12 protein-coding genes are annotated in these 15,109 nt (G+C 35.8%); 6 read left to right on the top strand and 6 right to left on the bottom strand.

Annotated features, from left to right (window positions below; all coding sequences use genetic code 11):
* The 4 genes from Spiro2_RS06550 (at position 1) to Spiro2_RS06535 (ending at position 4,991) form a co-directional block, all read left to right on the top strand.
* Positions 1-996 carry a hypothetical protein gene (locus Spiro2_RS06550; protein WP_338634849.1) on the top strand — a complete coding sequence of 332 codons (996 nt, stop codon included), beginning with the start codon at positions 1-3 and terminating at the stop codon, positions 994-996.
* 72 nt (positions 997-1,068) lie between these two features.
* On the top strand, positions 1,069-2,088 hold the full coding sequence (locus Spiro2_RS06545; RefSeq protein ID WP_338634847.1) for an adenosine kinase: 1,020 nt from the start codon (positions 1,069-1,071) through the stop codon (positions 2,086-2,088).
* Between the two features lie 33 nt (positions 2,089-2,121).
* The gene (locus tag Spiro2_RS06540; protein WP_338634846.1) at positions 2,122-3,288 is read left to right on the top strand and encodes a L,D-transpeptidase family protein; all 1,167 of its coding nucleotides are present in this window, start codon (positions 2,122-2,124) and stop codon (positions 3,286-3,288) included.
* A gap of 86 nt (positions 3,289-3,374) precedes the next feature.
* The gene (locus Spiro2_RS06535; protein WP_338634845.1) at positions 3,375-4,991 is read left to right on the top strand and encodes a beta-ketoacyl synthase N-terminal-like domain-containing protein; all 1,617 of its coding nucleotides are present in this window, start codon (positions 3,375-3,377) and stop codon (positions 4,989-4,991) included.
* Here Spiro2_RS06535 and Spiro2_RS06530 read toward each other — a convergent pair.
* The 3 genes from Spiro2_RS06530 to gltX are packed head-to-tail and all read right to left on the bottom strand — an operon-like array spanning position 4,969 to position 10,530.
* The gene (locus Spiro2_RS06530; protein ID WP_338634844.1) at positions 4,969-6,306 is read right to left on the bottom strand and encodes a PAS domain-containing sensor histidine kinase; all 1,338 of its coding nucleotides are present in this window, start codon (positions 6,304-6,306) and stop codon (positions 4,969-4,971) included. The two genes, Spiro2_RS06535 and Spiro2_RS06530, sit on opposite strands and share 23 nt — an antisense overlap.
* Positions 6,303-9,065, bottom strand: coding sequence for a pitrilysin family protein (locus Spiro2_RS06525; protein WP_338634843.1), 2,763 nt, complete (start codon positions 9,063-9,065; stop codon positions 6,303-6,305). The genes Spiro2_RS06530 and Spiro2_RS06525 overlap by 4 nt, the downstream gene beginning before the upstream one ends.
* A 7-nt stretch (positions 9,066-9,072) precedes the next feature.
* Positions 9,073-10,530 carry a glutamate--tRNA ligase gene (gene gltX / locus Spiro2_RS06520; protein ID WP_338634842.1) on the bottom strand — a complete coding sequence of 486 codons (1,458 nt, stop codon included), beginning with the start codon at positions 10,528-10,530 and terminating at the stop codon, positions 9,073-9,075.
* A 218-nt stretch (positions 10,531-10,748) separates the two neighbouring features.
* Here gltX and Spiro2_RS06515 point away from each other — a divergent pair, with 218 nt between their 5' ends.
* Positions 10,749-11,039: a hypothetical protein gene (locus Spiro2_RS06515; protein WP_338634841.1), complete on the top strand. Its 291-nt coding sequence runs from the start codon at positions 10,749-10,751 to the stop codon at positions 11,037-11,039.
* A gap of 90 nt (positions 11,040-11,129) precedes the next feature.
* Here the strand turns inward: Spiro2_RS06515 and Spiro2_RS06510 are convergent, their stop codons facing one another.
* The 3 genes from Spiro2_RS06510 to Spiro2_RS06500 form a co-directional block, all read right to left on the bottom strand.
* Positions 11,130-11,882, bottom strand: coding sequence for a transporter substrate-binding domain-containing protein (locus Spiro2_RS06510; protein ID WP_338634839.1), 753 nt, complete (start codon positions 11,880-11,882; stop codon positions 11,130-11,132).
* A gap of 138 nt (positions 11,883-12,020) precedes the next feature.
* Positions 12,021-13,013, bottom strand: coding sequence for an ABC transporter substrate-binding protein (locus Spiro2_RS06505; protein ID WP_338634837.1), 993 nt, complete (start codon positions 13,011-13,013; stop codon positions 12,021-12,023).
* Positions 13,014-13,022: 9 nt separating this feature from the next.
* Positions 13,023-13,691, bottom strand: a complete 669-nt coding sequence (locus Spiro2_RS06500; RefSeq protein WP_338634834.1) for a diphthine--ammonia ligase — start codon at positions 13,689-13,691, stop codon at positions 13,023-13,025.
* Positions 13,692-13,976: 285 nt separating this feature from the next.
* Between Spiro2_RS06500 and pstS the strand changes: the two genes are divergently transcribed.
* Positions 13,977-15,086: a phosphate ABC transporter substrate-binding protein PstS gene (gene pstS / locus Spiro2_RS06495; RefSeq protein ID WP_338634833.1), complete on the top strand. Its 1,110-nt coding sequence runs from the start codon at positions 13,977-13,979 to the stop codon at positions 15,084-15,086.
* The last annotated feature ends 23 nt before the right edge of the window (positions 15,087-15,109 follow it).

Genomic DNA, 15,109 nt, shown 5'->3' with positions numbered 1-15,109 from the left:
ATGTTTTGTCATAGAAAAAAAATTATAGTGAATTTGCAACTATTTTTCTGTTTATTTTTTGTTGGATGCAATGATGGCAATAATGAATATTATGTCATTAATAAAGTGCGTGTTGTCGCTGGTGTGTTTCAAGATAGTACTCTTATTTCTGGTGGAAATACTTTAACCAATACGTCAACACAACAATTCCCATTGAGAACTGGTTGTGCAACAACTCATTTTTATTTGCTTGTTGTTTCTCCTACCGCAGAAACACCAACAGTCACGTTAAACAGTATAAAAGGATTTCCAATTGGCAATAATTATTTAAGTGGTGGCGGTGGTGCACGAGGAGTGTCGCCTGGTCAAGGCTCAGCGGTAACGTTAGCAAATTTTTTGTCACCAGCATCCACTCCAAGTGTTACAATTCAGTCAGCTCCATTTCGTCTCACTGTATTTGATTATGTTGTAAATTGTGCACATTTAAGTACAACAAATTTAAATTCTTATTTAAATTTGGCTAAGGATGTACCTGGTTTTCAATTGAATTATACAGCAAGTTCTGCTGTTTCGTCTGATAATGGTTTTTATTCGTTTTATTTTTTGCCAGATTCTTCGGATGGATGGTGGGCAACGGCACCACTCACCACATGGGTATCAGCGTCTAAAATTGCGCAAATTAAAAGTGGACTTGCTATCACAAATAATCCTATTCAAATTTCTTCTGTTGCACCAGCAAGTTCTGCTACAATTCCAGCAAATGAGGAAACAAACATTACTGCAAATTTAACGTTTCCTACTGTTCCTTCAGGTAGAGATCCGAATAATACATTGTTTAACTATAAAGTGCGGCTGCAATGGTATGTGAGTTCGGGAGACCTAAAACTTGATACTGCAAATAACACCAATTGGAATCCAAAATCATCAGCGGGTAGCTCTGTTGGTGGTTTTGTTGTGGTAAGAGATTTGCTTGGCGGTATCGATTTTAAATTGCTAGGACCCTTTACAACGCAATAGTGATTTACATATGACAGAACCCTTGCGTCATAAATGTTGATTTGACGAGGTAACAGTTGAGGTTTGTTTAAGATGATTCAAAATTCTTTTTTTTCTACGGAACAATTCCGTCATGCTTTTGATGTCGTTTCCATCGAAAATGCCCTTATCGATCTTCTTGTTCGCGCTAATGATTCAGACCTAAAAACTTTTGGAATGAACAAAGGTGTGATGCAGTTAGTCGATGAAGCAACGCAAAAAAATGTTTTGCAAAACTTGGGTAGTGTTAAACCAGAAGTTGAGCTTGGGGGCAGTGCATCGAATGCCCTGAGGGGGATGGCAATTTTAGGTGCCAAAACGAGCTACAGCAGCACTGTTGGCGATGATGCGTATGGGCGCGCTTTTGCAAAAAGATTAGATGAACTCAGTATTGAAAACAGGCTATCAATTGTTGACGGCGTTCATACAGGTACGTGTCTTGTTGTTGTGACTCCAGATGGTGAACGGACCCTAAATACCAATTTAGGGGCGTGTCTTTTATACAAACCGAGTTATGTTCCTTTTGACGACATTGCAAAATCAAAGATCTTTTTTTCTACAGGTTATATGCTTGATAGTCAAAATCAAATTGATGCTCTGAGTGCAGCCATTGATCATGCATTGCTGAATGATGTAAAGGTAGCGTTTGATGTTGCAGATCCGTTTGTGATCAAAAGACATGGGCGAGCTCGAATCATGTCACTACTCGAAAAAACGCATTTGGTTTTTTTAAATGCAGAAGAAGCAAATATTCTTTTAGAGAAATCTCCTGAGGCGGCAGCTTTAGAACTAGCTAAATTTATTCAAATTTCTGTTGTTAAAGATGGTGAAAAGGGCGCATACATTGCCTATGATGGAAAGGTTATATTTATCCCTGCAAAAAAAGTTGAAGTTGCCGATACTACGGGTGCAGGCGATATGTTTGCCGGAGGTTTTATGTTTGGCTTGTGTCGAGGTTTAAACCTTGAACAATCTGGTCAAATCGCAACCCTTTTAGCAGCAGATACAGTGTCTTATATGGGGGTTCGACTTTCCTCAAATATACGTGAGCAGATTGCGGCTATTATGAAATAATGTTGTCTCTTTGGTTCATGGAGATTGCGTAAGGTGAATAGCAATTTTTTTAAACTTAATGATATTAAAAAGTTAAATATATTTTTTGCTATTTTATTGATTTCTAACCAAGTTTCTCTTGGCAAACCAAAAGAAAATTTACTTTTACAAAAAAATGAACATATTATAAGCCAAAATTCGTCTGATGTGCATAAAAGCCCGCTATTCCAAAAAACGTTCAATAGCGGCCTTGCTATCACAGTTCCTAAGGCGATAGACACGCAATCACAATCAAACTCAATACAAAATATTCCTTCCGCTTTTATTAGCTTGACGTCCTATGAACCCACTTATGCAATGGTTGTCGAAAAAAATCTTCACAGGCTGAGCGTTTTTAAGGTGACGCCGAGTGGAACATATTCTCTTGTAAAACGTTATCATGCTTTAACCGGTAAAGAACCAGGGGATAAAAAGTTTCGCGGTGATAACCGCACTCCTGAAGGCATTTATTTTATTGTCGGCCGCAAAGAAGGCTCTACGTTAATGCAACTTTGGGGTAATGCAGCGCGCAAGTACGGTCCAAGAGCTTTTGTGCTTGATTATCCTAATATTTTTGACAAAAGACAACGCAAAACAGGATCTGGTATTTGGATTCATGGTGTAGATAGTAACGAAAGAATGCAGCGTCCCTTTGATACAGAAGGGTGTGTTGCTTTGCGAAACGAAGATGTGCTCGATATCACAAAATATGTCACGGAATTTAAAACACCTGTTGTGATTGTTTCAGAAATGCAGATGGTGAGTTACGAGTCTGTTCAGCAAGAAAAAGAAAAAGTCATAGATATGGTTGAATCATGGAGACAAAGTTGGGAAAAATCTGAATTTAAAGTGTATTTGAGTTATTATTCTGAACATTTTCGCTCTCTAGGAAAAAGCAAAAATGGTTGGTTAAATATGAAAATGAACTTATCCAAAATTCGCCAAGGTGATATTAAAGTACAAGTCAGCGAACCTAAAATATTGTCATTTCAAAATCAATTACTTGTAGAATTTTTTCAAAAATATACCTCTCCAGATAAGGTTGATTTTGGCAGGAAGTTCTTATATCTCCGTAAAGAGGGTGATGAGTACAAAATCATTGCTGAAAAGTGGTACGGCGCTTCAAAGGCAGTCTCTGATTTGATTGTGTTAAACGATAGCCTCAAAAAAAATAGAAACTAATAGTCATTAAATTTTTTAAGCCTCCATTTTTCTGTTAGTGTGAACAACGTTATAAAATATATTTCTTCAAATTGAGGACGTGTAAGATGGCCTGTAGGACAACAATGCAAACAAGACGAGTTTATCTATATGGAGCATCCGTAGTCGCTCCAGGTGCTGCAAATTTAAAAGAGTTTTTATCGTTGCTTTCAGAAAGCAAATGCTCATTAACTTTAAAAAAATCTTTTTCTGACTTGTTTTTGGTGGGTGTTCCAACGTTTGATTTTTCTCAATATAAAACATGGTTGGACAAGCGACATGAGCCCAAAAGATTTTCATTACTGAATGAAAAGAGTGGCGAGGTGGTTAAGTTTGCCATAGGAAGTTTAATTGATGCACTCGAAACCAATCCTGGATTAGAAAAGGCATTACAAACTTTAGATCCTAATTTAGCAATTCATTATGCTCATGGTTTAGGTGATATTCCAATGATTTGCAAACTTTCGCGCCAAACTGATGCAGTATTTTTTAAATGGAATGCGTTTTGGGCAGATCCTGCAAGAAATCAATTGTACCAAGAGTATCTAAATAATAAAATTGAATTGCACGATGTTCCAAAAAATCCAAATTCTTTTTTGTCAGATTCTTTTGAACGCTATGAAGCGTTGCAAGTATGGAATGCTTATTGGGCAGAAAAGTCGATAGAGTTAAAAAATTTATTAAACGAATTAAAAGAAATTGAAAGCCATATTGTTCAAGGCGAAGATATAGAAACGGCAAAATTATCGTTAATTCGTTGGAAAACAAAAGCGAAAAGAAATCTCTTTGAAAAATATCAATGCCCAACACCTCCATGGGAAGCGGCCTCTCCCAATTTACTCTGGAATACACAAAGCGTGCCGGCATCTCAGGTCTCGATGTTGTTAAATTTGCATGGAGTTGCCAATGGGTTTGCTGGTGCATGTGCGTCTTTTGGTACCCTGGTTGAGCAGGCATTGTATGATATCCGATCGGGTAAAATTGATGCGGCAATTGTTGGAGCATCGGATGCAGTGCCATCCGATGAAGTGATCTCTGCATTTTATAATGGACGTCTTGCGGTATTGGGCGATTCTCCTAGTATTCCTTTTTGTGATCTGCGAGGTACTCATGTGTCTGGAGGTGCTTGTACGTGGATTATTGCGGCAGAAGATGCCATGTCTCCTCTCGGCGTAAAGCCGCTTGGGGTAGAAATTTTAGGGGCAGGAACCAGCAGTGATGCAGAGCATATTATTACACCTTCTAAAAACGGTCCAAAGCTTGCTATTGAGAGAGCTTTTGCCAATGCACAGGTTGTTTCTTCACAAATACAATTATGGGATATGCATGCCACTGGAACTCCAGGCGATTGGAATGAATTTACCCTAATCGAAGATTATGTGCCGCAATCTGCTTACATTTCTGCACGAAAAGGAATTTTTGGGCATGGAATGGCGGTATCGGGAGGTTGGGAGCTCACCGCGCAACTTTTAGGAATTCAATCCTTAAATTCTAATACCTACCGTTTGTTACCTTCTGGTATTGATCCTAAAAAAGTCAATCCTAAAATTCTTTCATTGAAAAGAAATTTGTTACTTAATAATTTTCAAGATATCTCTGTTTCAGAAGAGGGATTAATTTGTGGTAAAATTAGTTTAGGGGTTGGAGGGACAACGAGTTGTGTCATTGCAAAGGTAAAGTTATAGAAAATGTCGTCCAATCGGCGTCACTAGTAAAACTGATTGTTCCATTGTGGTTTTCAATGATATCTTTTGCAATGCTTAAACCTAAACCAGTACCATGTCCAGAAGGCAAACTTGTAATAAAAGGTTCAAAAATTTTATCCTGAATTTCTGGTTTTACAACACTGCCGTTATTTATAATTAAAATATTTACACCGCCATTTTGGATGTCTGTTTGTATTTTAATCATTCTTTCTGAGACTTTTTGACTTAAAATAATAGCATTAATTGCATTATAAAAAATATTTAAAAAAGCTTGAATTAAGTCATATTGAAAACATTGAATTTCAACGTTTTCAATATTTTCAAAATTTTCTTGTACTTGAATCTCATAAGAGTTTAACGGGTCATTCAATGAGCTTAAAATAAAAGAAAAAATGCTTTTGAGATTAAAACTCGTGAAGCATTCTGTTTTGTATTTTTCGGTTAAGTAGTGTTTTACTTTTTTAATTTTTGTCGCAAAATTTTGTTCTTCAGCGGACAAAATATTAAAATGTTTTTCGAACTTGTTTAACATCATACTATCTAAAAATAAAAAACGATGTTTAAAATAAAGGTTATTTTGTGCATCAATTAAATTTTTTTCAAATTTTTTCCAGGGTGTGATATTTTTGGATATGACTAAAGTCATATTTTCACCATATTTTAAGTTTAATGGTATATAATTATTTTCAAACCATACAGGATTGCCCATAGAATCTGTCGTGGCTTCAATATTTATATTTTCTTTTTCTCTAAATTTTTGAATATTTTCATAACCGGGGAGCCACAATTCTTTATTTTCAATTGATGAATTGATTTTTTCGATAAGTAATGGTGGATTAGAAAGACCTGCAAACTGGTAAACGGCAAGATTTACAAAAACAAAATTTCCAACTCTATTGATTATAGAAATTAAGTCTGGATCATGATCAAAAACAGTTTTCATGAGACCAGTATGGAGTAAAAAATCTTCTGCAGAAAATTCTGTGAGTTCTTCACAACAAAAAGCAAAAGCTTGTTCTGCTTGAAGATAGGTGATTTTCCAGCGTGTCCGTGAGGTGATAACTGGAAATCCTGTCAATTCAAGCAGAACAGTTTTTTGTATGGAATCTTTCATCAATTGATCAAAAGTTGCTGCCAATTGCGCAGCTTCAGTTGGAACCAGTTGCGGAAAGATTTCTTTGTCTTCATATAAGGAATATTTTTTTGCAGCACTATTAGAAATTAAAATTTTACCACTTTTATCAAGTAAAATAAGTATATCTTTAGAGTTGTTGAAAAAAAATGAGTCTTTCATATGTTTTTCAAGTTCCATTTTAACATAGGATCATGTTTATCAGGGATCCAAGTGCCTTTAGGGCCAACCACTGAAATAATAGGGATATTTTCAATTAATAGACTTTGTAAAACTTCACTGACTTGTTCTGCTGTAACAGCGTTCACCCGCTCAGAAAATCTTAAAAAATTATCAAAATCGAGTCCATATACATCACTCATGGCAAGCTGTGACGCTTGGTAATTATGATGTTGAGATTCGATACTTTGGGAGCCTAGCACTGAATGCTGCGCTCGTTTTAATTCTTCAATTGAAGGCGGCTCTTGCGCTAGTTTTTCGATATGAAATTTAAGTCCTTCAATGGCTTCCTGAGCTTTATGGTATGTGGTGGCAATGTATGCCGTAAAAACTCCTGCTAATACATTAGGTGATTGCGAAGCACTTACAGAATAAGCTAAAGATCGTTTATCGCGTAAATCTAAAAATAGTCGACCACCTTGACCCGCTAAAATATTTGCTGCCAACTCAAGCGCTGTTCTTCTGTGATCAGAAATACTAAATGAGCGAAATGAAACAGTGATATGGGCTTGTTCGCGTTCAATTTCATCAAAACCAACTTGGGGATCATTGATTTTAGGAAAAAGAGGTGCGGTTGGTTGAGTCAAAGTTTTTTCTTGATAGTCAGAAAGAAAAAATGTTTTAAACTCAGACTCTATTAAGTGAACAAATGATTTAAGATCAAAATCTCCTGCAATAGAAAAAACAAATTCCGTTGCCGTAAATAACTGTTTCCAAATATCCAGTGCATCATTCTTTTGAATATTATTTAAAGACTGTTCGTTGCCAATTCCAATAAATGAATAAGAGTGATTTGGAAATAATAAGGGTTGAGAAATGCGGGCAAGACGTGCAGTAGGGCTATCTTTTTGCGCAATCAATACTTCTAAAGTTTCTTTGTGGGTTCTTTGCCATTCGCTTTGCGAAAATTCTGGCCTAAAAAAGCAATCCAAGAGCATTTGCGCTGTTCTTAAACTATTTTCACTAATTGAATCAAAACGCATGCCAAAAAGATCTCGTGACGAAAAAGCACTAATACTTGAAGCGTTGTCTTCTAATTCTTCAATAAATTTTCGGTAGGTTTGTCTTTGTGTTCCTCTTGTCAGCATGCTCGCCATGAGGCCACTGACTCCATTTTTTTCTTTTGGTTCTCTTACATAACCGCCTTTAAGAAGCAGCATACCGCTGACTATAGGGAGTCGCGATGATTTTCTAAAGTTTATTTTTAGAACCTTGCCCAATGGGAGCTCTATTTTAATTTGTTTTACTGCATTGTTGGAGTGAGAAACGTGATGCGTGTAGGACGATAGCCAGTTTTCTTCGGCAGTGTTTGTTGTGCTTCTTTTCTGAATTTGGTGGTCTTTTGGCACTTCACTATGTTGTGCCATTTTAATTGCATCAAACAGTGTTTCTATTAATATTGCTTCTGAAATATCTGGCAATGCATCTTTTGCAATTGCTAAAGAAATTTGAAATTGCCCTGACTCAAGTTGGGAGAGAACCTTTTTTGCGATGTTTTGAACATGTTCAGGAGTCACTTGAGACACTGAGCTCATATACATGTTTTCAAATTCCATTTTGAGAGATGTTTGTAGACTCATACCTGCTGAGCGTGCAATACCATCCATGCTTTCTCTGGAATAAATGCGTTGTGCCTTAAGAGTGTTTAACACGCGATTGAGCTCGTCACGCGTTGGTGGCACTTCTGCAATTCTTCTAATTTCTTGTGCAATGATTTTAATTGCTGAAAGTGTATTGTGAGCGCGCGCAAAAAAACCAATTCCAAGTAAGCCACAAGGATATTTGGGTGTGTAGCAGGAGCAGTCAATGCTTGTGACCAGCTGCAGCTCGTCTCTTAAAATACGTGTTAAGCGAGATGTGTCAGATTCTCCTAAAATTGAAGCAAAGACATCCCATAATGGCATGTCATGTTCTTCAAGAACGGGTGCTGGGGTCGCAATTTGCAGGCGCGCTTCTTGCCATGCGCCGCGCTCAATTTTAGCAGTGGGTGTTTGCAACGTTGTCTCAGGAAGAGGTGCTCGAAAACGCTTTGGCACAGAATGCGGTGTAAATTCTTTAGACAGTTCTACTAAATGGTCGTACATTGTTTGGGAGTTAAAATCACCGGTCGCCACAAAAATCATATTATTTGGCAAGTACCACTTTTTATAAAATGAATAGACTTGTTCTCTTGTGAAATTTTGGACAATATCTTGATATCCAATCACCGGCGAAGCCATTCGTGTTCCATTGTAAAATAAAGAAAATAAATTATGCGAGACAACAGCATTGGGATTGTCGCGACTACGTTTTATTTCTTCGATTATAACTTCTAATTCTTTTTTAAGCTCTTCTTGTTCAAGCAAACTATTTTGTACAACGTCAAGTAAAACTTCCGCGCCTTTTAGCGCAAAAGGGGCTGGAGCGGTTAAGTGGTAATTGGTGTGATCAAAGGTTGTGTAGGCGTTAATATCACCCCCTTCAAACTCAACGATTGATGCAATTTGCCCAGAATTTGGAAACTTTTTTGTTCCTTTAAAAAGCATATGTTCTAGCACATGGGCAAGACCATTTTCTTTATAAGGTTCTGCTTCTTCGTCGATAGATCCAACTTTTACCAATACTTGAATTGAAACGATGGGGGCAAAATCTGATGGTTGTAAATACACTTCCATCCCATTTGGTAAAAAGCGGTGAATAATTGGATTTTTAATATTGTACATTCGCTAATTACTCTTTCATTGTTTTAAGATAATCAATTGCTAAACGCACGCGTCTTTGCACAATATCCTTGCCCAATACCTCGATGCATTCAAAAAGAGGTGGTGTTTCCTTGCTACCTGTTACTGCAACACGCATTGGCATAAAGACATCTTTCGGTTTAAGTTGTTTTTCTGCAAGATATTGGTTAAAAATATTATGAATTTCTTCATGAGTCCAATTTTCGCAGATATCAAGCTTAAGCACAAGGTCATTCAGATAGCCGGCAACTTCTGGTGCTGTTCTGCCCTTTGGTACCAGAGGGGCATTGCTATAATTTAAATCACCCTGAAAAAAGAACGCTGTACTGTCTATAAAATCTTCAAATTTTTCGACGCGTTCTTTAACCAATGGAATAATTTTTAATAAATAATTGTCAGAAAAAACAACATTTTTTAAATGAGCAAGCCATTTTTCATCCGATTCTGCACGCAGATATTGTCCATTTAACCAAGCGAGTTTTTTTAAATCAAAGACAGGACCTCCTAAGGTCATTCGTTCCCAAGTAAAGCCTTCAATCATTTCTTGAGTCGAAAACTTTTCGCAGTTATCGCCAAAATTCCAGCCCATGAGCGCTAAGAAATTACGCAGAGCTGCGGGCAAAATTCCTTTTCTGCGATAATAGCCAATTGAGGTTGGATTTTTGCGTTTAGAAATTTTTGATTTGTCTGCATTGCGAAGGAGCGGCAAATGACAAAATTCAGGTTTTTCCCAACCAAACATATCATAGAGCATCACGTGCTTTGGAGTAGAAGAAATCCATTCTTCTCCTCGAATCACATGTGTGATTTTCATCAAATGGTCATCGACAACGACAGCCAAATGATAGGTTGGAAATCCATCAGATTTTAATAACACTTGATCATCAATACCATCATTTTCAAACTCAATGTTGCCACGTAATGCGTCTTTAAAAACAGTTTTGCCAGTTGTGGGCATTTTCATACGAATAACGTGCGTGTGTCCTTCTTGCATTTTTTTTGCAACATCCTCTTGTGGGAGATCGCGGCAGAGTCTGTCGTAGCCTGGAGGAAGTTTTTGTGCTTGTTGCGTTTTGCGTAATACATCAAGTCTCTCAGAAGTGCAAAAACAACGGTAAGCATGGCCTTTTTGAATGAGCATTTCTGCATATTCATGATAAATTTGTTTGCGTTCACTTTGTTTATAAGGTCCGTATGGTCCGCCAATATCTGGACCTTCATCCCATTCAATACCCACCCATTTTAGTGCATCAAGGATCATTGCTTCACTATCGGCACGGTATCTTTTTTGATCGGTATCTTCAATTCTGATAATAAATTTTCCGTTTTGCTTTTTTGTAAACACATAGTTAAAAAGTGCTATGTATGCGGTGCCAATATGGGGATCTCCAGTTGGGCTAGGCGCTATACGGACTCGAGTTTCTCTGGTATTGTTGGTTGAAGTCATGGAAAAGTGCTCCTTATCTGCATTTGGGATTGTTATCCCACAATCTATGGCATTACCTCATATCGTATTCGTTTGGCAATCAGAGTTATTATTGTCTAAGTTGCAAAAACCAATGTGATTCGTATACTCATCTCGTTAACGTAATATCGTCACATTTACTGTTAAGAGCGCGCTTTTGTATTTGCTATAAACTCTTTGAAACTTAGGATTCACAAACAATGCTTGACTCTGATAGGGAAAGAGGGTTTTACTTTCAGTTTTTAAAACAAGATATATTAAAAAAAGATATCTGGTCTCCAGATAAAATTGTCTTTGCTAAAAATATCAATTGTGCAGCAAAACTTTTTGTTGAATGCCATTGCCAAGAAAAAGATTATATTCACTCCATTCATAAAAATTCTCATGATGAATACGAAGTGATTGTTAGAGGAGAGCATAATTTTGAATGCAAATACAAGGCAGTTAATTTTGTTGAGCTTGATTTAGAAATTCCAGCGTTTTTAAGATAAAAAAAAGTCAAAAATGAAAACTAAAATAAATATCATAGCTTATTCTAAATTTCTTAAAAACTATTGCTTTATTATTAGTTTTTATTTGTCTTATGGACGATTGGCTTGATATTTTTTAAGAATATTTTCATAACGGCTTGTTTTTTTAAATTTTTGAATTGCATTTTTAAGCTCGACTTGATTTTTTTGGGACATGTTAAGAGTTGAAGCAAGCCAACCTTCAACTGCAGAGAGACCTTTACTACTTTTTACCAAATGATCAATTTTTAGTTTTTTAACTACAAATTTTGCTTTAACTTGTGGAGAGATCACTGCTTCAATTTTATTTTCAAGTAACAGGTTGTAACATTGTGTTTCGTCTTTGCATGAATAGAAATTTTTTACTAATCCATTGGATTTTAAAAAACTCTCTCCTCCTCCTCCTGCTATGGCACCAATTTTTTTAATTTGTTTTAGATCTTCGGTTTTTTTAATTACAATAGAATCATTGAGATTAGTGAGTACAGGTTCATCTCGAAAAAGTGAAACAATCCAAGTATAATTTTTTTCTCTTGCTGGGGTGCGTGATAGATAAAAAAGTAAATTATTTTCTTCTTTATTTTCGTGCGCCCTTTTCCAAGGAATTTCTTTATTATCAATAGTTAATTTTATGTTAGAATTGTTTAATGCTTCATGAATAATTTCTAAAAATATTCCTTCAGGGTTTTTGTTGTCTAGCTTAATCGTATAAGGAGGATTAATTCCTAATGAAATGTGATACTCTGAAGCTTCTGCAATACAAAATAAATTAGATAAAAAACTTGCTAAAATACAGATAGTGCGTATACATCTCAAACGTAACATACTTTATCCTCTCTGACGGTATTTTTTATTATTCATTATTTATTATTTGTGTCTTGATGTAATTAAATAAAGTCAAAATTTTGTCTAAAAGTATAGAGTAAAATTCAAAATACTTTTTTGTATATTAGATAATGTTTTTTAAGGCAAAAATGAATTTGTAATAGAAGAATTAAAATCTGGGATTATTTGAATTAATTTTGATTTTTTCATCCAATTTGCATAAGTAACAAATTCTGTTACATTTTGTTCACCCCATTTTTTGCCTTGAGCTTGAAATAATGAAGACAACATTTTTGCTGATGCGTAAACCAGATCTGAATCCATTTCTGGAACAGATTTTATAAAAATTTTAGCTGCTTCAGTTGGGTTTTGGATGGCAAATTGGTATCCTTTTGCGGTAGCCTTCATAAATTGTTTAATACGTTTTGGATCCTGTTTAATAAGATTCTTACTTGTAAAAATTAAAGGAGAAGGTTTGTTGAGTTCAGGAAAGTGTTCTGCTGGGCAATAGGTTTGTACTGAAACTTTTTTTAATTGTGCAGCAAGAATATTCCAAGCAGGGTATTCCCAGGTAAAATCTATTGTTTTTAACGTAGCAGGCAGAAAATCAAATGTGCCAATAGTTAACATTTTTAATTTCTCAAATGACGCATTATTTTTTTCAAAAATATATTTTAGTGTGGCGTGTTCTTCTGGGCTTCCCCAGCCGCCGTATCGTTTTCCTTCTAAATCTTTAATTGTTTTAACACCTAATGAACTGCGCCAAACAAAACAGGAGGTATCTTTATAAATAATTCCAGCAACTGAAACTAGCGGAATATTTTTATTTTGAGCATAAATAAATTGGTTTGCGTAACCAATTCCAAAATCTGCTTTGCCTACTGCAACCAATGCAACTGTGGATGATTGTGTGGGATTGATGATGTTAAGTTCTAATCCTTCTTCTTTGTAAAATCCTTTTGCTTGCGCAACATAAAAACCCAAATGATTGGTATTCGGCTTCCAGTCTAATAATAGGGTAACTGATTTTTTTTGATTAGAACTGCCGTTTTCTGTTGCATAACAAAAGTTGCTGGTACAGCAAAATAAAATGCTGCTAATTTTAAAAATTTTATTGAAAAAAAGACTCATAATAAATCCTTAATTTAAAGAAGAATTTAGAGAGACATCAAGCGTCCAATTTCCATTTCTTAAATTAATGTCACCTTCTTTGATTTGCAGTGGCTCTGAAAAAAATGGCGCTTCATATAACAGTGTTTGATATTCGCCATTTTCGCCAAATAGATCTATTTTTCTTTGACGAAACTCTTCAATAACGTCTTTGTCTAAATCTTTTCCAAGAAAGTCTCGGGTTAAAAATTTTTCGTTGACTGCAATAATTTTTGCTTTAAACCCCATTTCTAAAAACTCAGAAAGCAATCCCTCTTCGTATCTTTCCCACAATGGAAAATAGCCTTTAATGCCTAAATTATGGCACAAGTTTTCTAGTGATTGTTTTGCTAAATTATGACGAATTGTAGAAAATATCAGAGTATTCATTTTATGTTTTTTTAAACTATTTAAAGCTTGGCTAAATGCACTTTCGTATTCGTTATACGAAGTATTTAAAATGAGCAATGGTTGCTTTATAAGATCTGCTTGAGCACGTAAAATTGAAGGAGGTAACAATTGTAAATGAAAGGTATTAAAATCTGATTCGACGGTTGGAGTGACTAAGCATTTGACTGTATAATTTTTTAGCGCATGCAAAAGGGTTAAGCTTGACTCATGGCCGCCCGTCCAGGTGCAAAGTGCGTTTTTATGTTCCAAATTTATGCTCCTTTTTAAAGAAAATGATAAATTTCTTGACAATTGTGAACTATAGCAAATTACTTTTGTTTGACAATTGAAGCAAAGCAATCAACTGCGATGAAGTTGTGACAAATTTGTGTCTATTTGATGGCGTTTTTTCGATAGACCAGTTCAATTGCCAAATTATTTTAACAATAATCTCCTACAAATTTAGATATAAATGAATTAACGCTTTATGCACGTAACGGGATGGCCTAAATCGATGTTGCGTTTTTGTTGTATAAAGTTAAAGGAGCAGTTTTTATGCGTTTTAGCCTTGGCCGGCTGGTTTGCGTTTTAGCAATACTGAGCTGTGTATTTATAAGTGTTGTGGCAAAGGCTTCTAACCTTATTACTGGTGCTGGCTCTAGTTTTATTGCCCCTGTTCTTTATAAGTGGGCTTCTCAATACAAGAATGAGACTGGTGTTAAGATCAATTATCAATCTACAGGCTCAGGGGCTGGGATTAAACAAATCCAAGGTAAGATAGTTGATTTTGGTGCAACAGACATGCCATTAAATTCTGAAGATCTTGAAACAAAAGGATTAACGCAGTTTCCAGCCGTGATTGGCGGTATTGTTATTATTACCAATATTCAAGGTGTTTCTCAAGGTCAGCTTATTTTAAATGCACAAACCTTAGCAGAAATTTATAGCGGCCAGATCAAAAACTGGAATGACAAACGCATTGCTGAACTCAATCCTCATGTGACTCTTCCAAACAAGGGAATTATAGTGGTTTATCGTTCAGATGCTTCCGGGACTACTTATAATTTTACCTATTTTCTAGAAAAATCAGCTCCAAGCATTTGGAAATCAGGATCGGGTACCGCGATCTCTTGGTCTAGCTCAATTATGGGAGTTGGCGGTAAAGGTAATGAAGGCGTCACAAACATGGTAAAACGTGCGCCCGGAGCAATTGGTTATGTAGAATATGCCTATGCACTGCAAAATAAAATGGCTTGGACAAGAATGTTTAATGCAGAAGGAAAGCTGGTTCCACATCTTACAGAAAGTGAATTTTCTGATGATAAGAAAGTCAGTCAGGCGTTTCGTCATTCTTTTCAAGCAGCAGCGCTCAATGCGGAATGGGAAAAAACTTCTGGAATGGGTGTTTTGCTTGCAAATCAAAATGGTGCTGCGTCGTGGCCAATTACAGCGGCTACGTTTATTTTAATTGCAAAACAACAAGAAAATGCAAGTATTGGAAAAGATGTCTTAAAATTTTTTCATTATGCTTTTACAAAGGGTGCAGAGACAGCTGAGTCTTTAGATTATATTCCAATTCCTGAAAAAACTGTAAAACTCATCGAAAAAAACTGGTCAAAAGAAATAAAATCTTTAAAAGATAAAAGTTCCCTTTGGGATTTATAGTCTGTAATTTCTGTTTTCAAGTT

The organism is Spirobacillus cienkowskii, from assembly GCF_037081835.1.
Taxonomy (GTDB): Bacteria; Bdellovibrionota_B; Oligoflexia; order Silvanigrellales; family Silvanigrellaceae; genus Silvanigrella; species Silvanigrella cienkowskii.
Note: the sequence above shows the minus strand (reverse complement) of the source record. Positions and strands in the feature narration are given on the sequence as shown.

What these genes read in the sequence shown, in the direction of transcription:
- Spiro2_RS06550 (WP_338634849.1), top strand. Translation starts at nt 1, where the DNA reads ATGTTTTGTCATAGAAAAAAAATTATAGTGAATTTGCAACTATTTTTC.
- Spiro2_RS06545 (WP_338634847.1), top strand. Translation starts at nt 1,069, where the DNA reads ATGATTCAAAATTCTTTTTTTTCTACGGAACAATTCCGTCATGCTTTT.
- Spiro2_RS06535 (WP_338634845.1), top strand. Translation starts at nt 3,375, where the DNA reads ATGGCCTGTAGGACAACAATGCAAACAAGACGAGTTTATCTATATGGA.
- Spiro2_RS06530 (WP_338634844.1), bottom strand. Translation starts at nt 6,306, where the DNA reads ATGAAAGACTCATTTTTTTTCAACAACTCTAAAGATATACTTATTTTA.
- Spiro2_RS06525 (WP_338634843.1), bottom strand. Translation starts at nt 9,065, where the DNA reads ATGTACAATATTAAAAATCCAATTATTCACCGCTTTTTACCAAATGGG.
- gltX (WP_338634842.1), bottom strand. Translation starts at nt 10,530, where the DNA reads ATGACTTCAACCAACAATACCAGAGAAACTCGAGTCCGTATAGCGCCT.
- Spiro2_RS06515 (WP_338634841.1), top strand. Translation starts at nt 10,749, where the DNA reads ATGCTTGACTCTGATAGGGAAAGAGGGTTTTACTTTCAGTTTTTAAAA.
- Spiro2_RS06510 (WP_338634839.1), bottom strand. Translation starts at nt 11,882, where the DNA reads ATGTTACGTTTGAGATGTATACGCACTATCTGTATTTTAGCAAGTTTT.
- Spiro2_RS06505 (WP_338634837.1), bottom strand. Translation starts at nt 13,013, where the DNA reads ATGAGTCTTTTTTTCAATAAAATTTTTAAAATTAGCAGCATTTTATTT.
- pstS (WP_338634833.1), top strand. Translation starts at nt 13,977, where the DNA reads ATGCGTTTTAGCCTTGGCCGGCTGGTTTGCGTTTTAGCAATACTGAGC.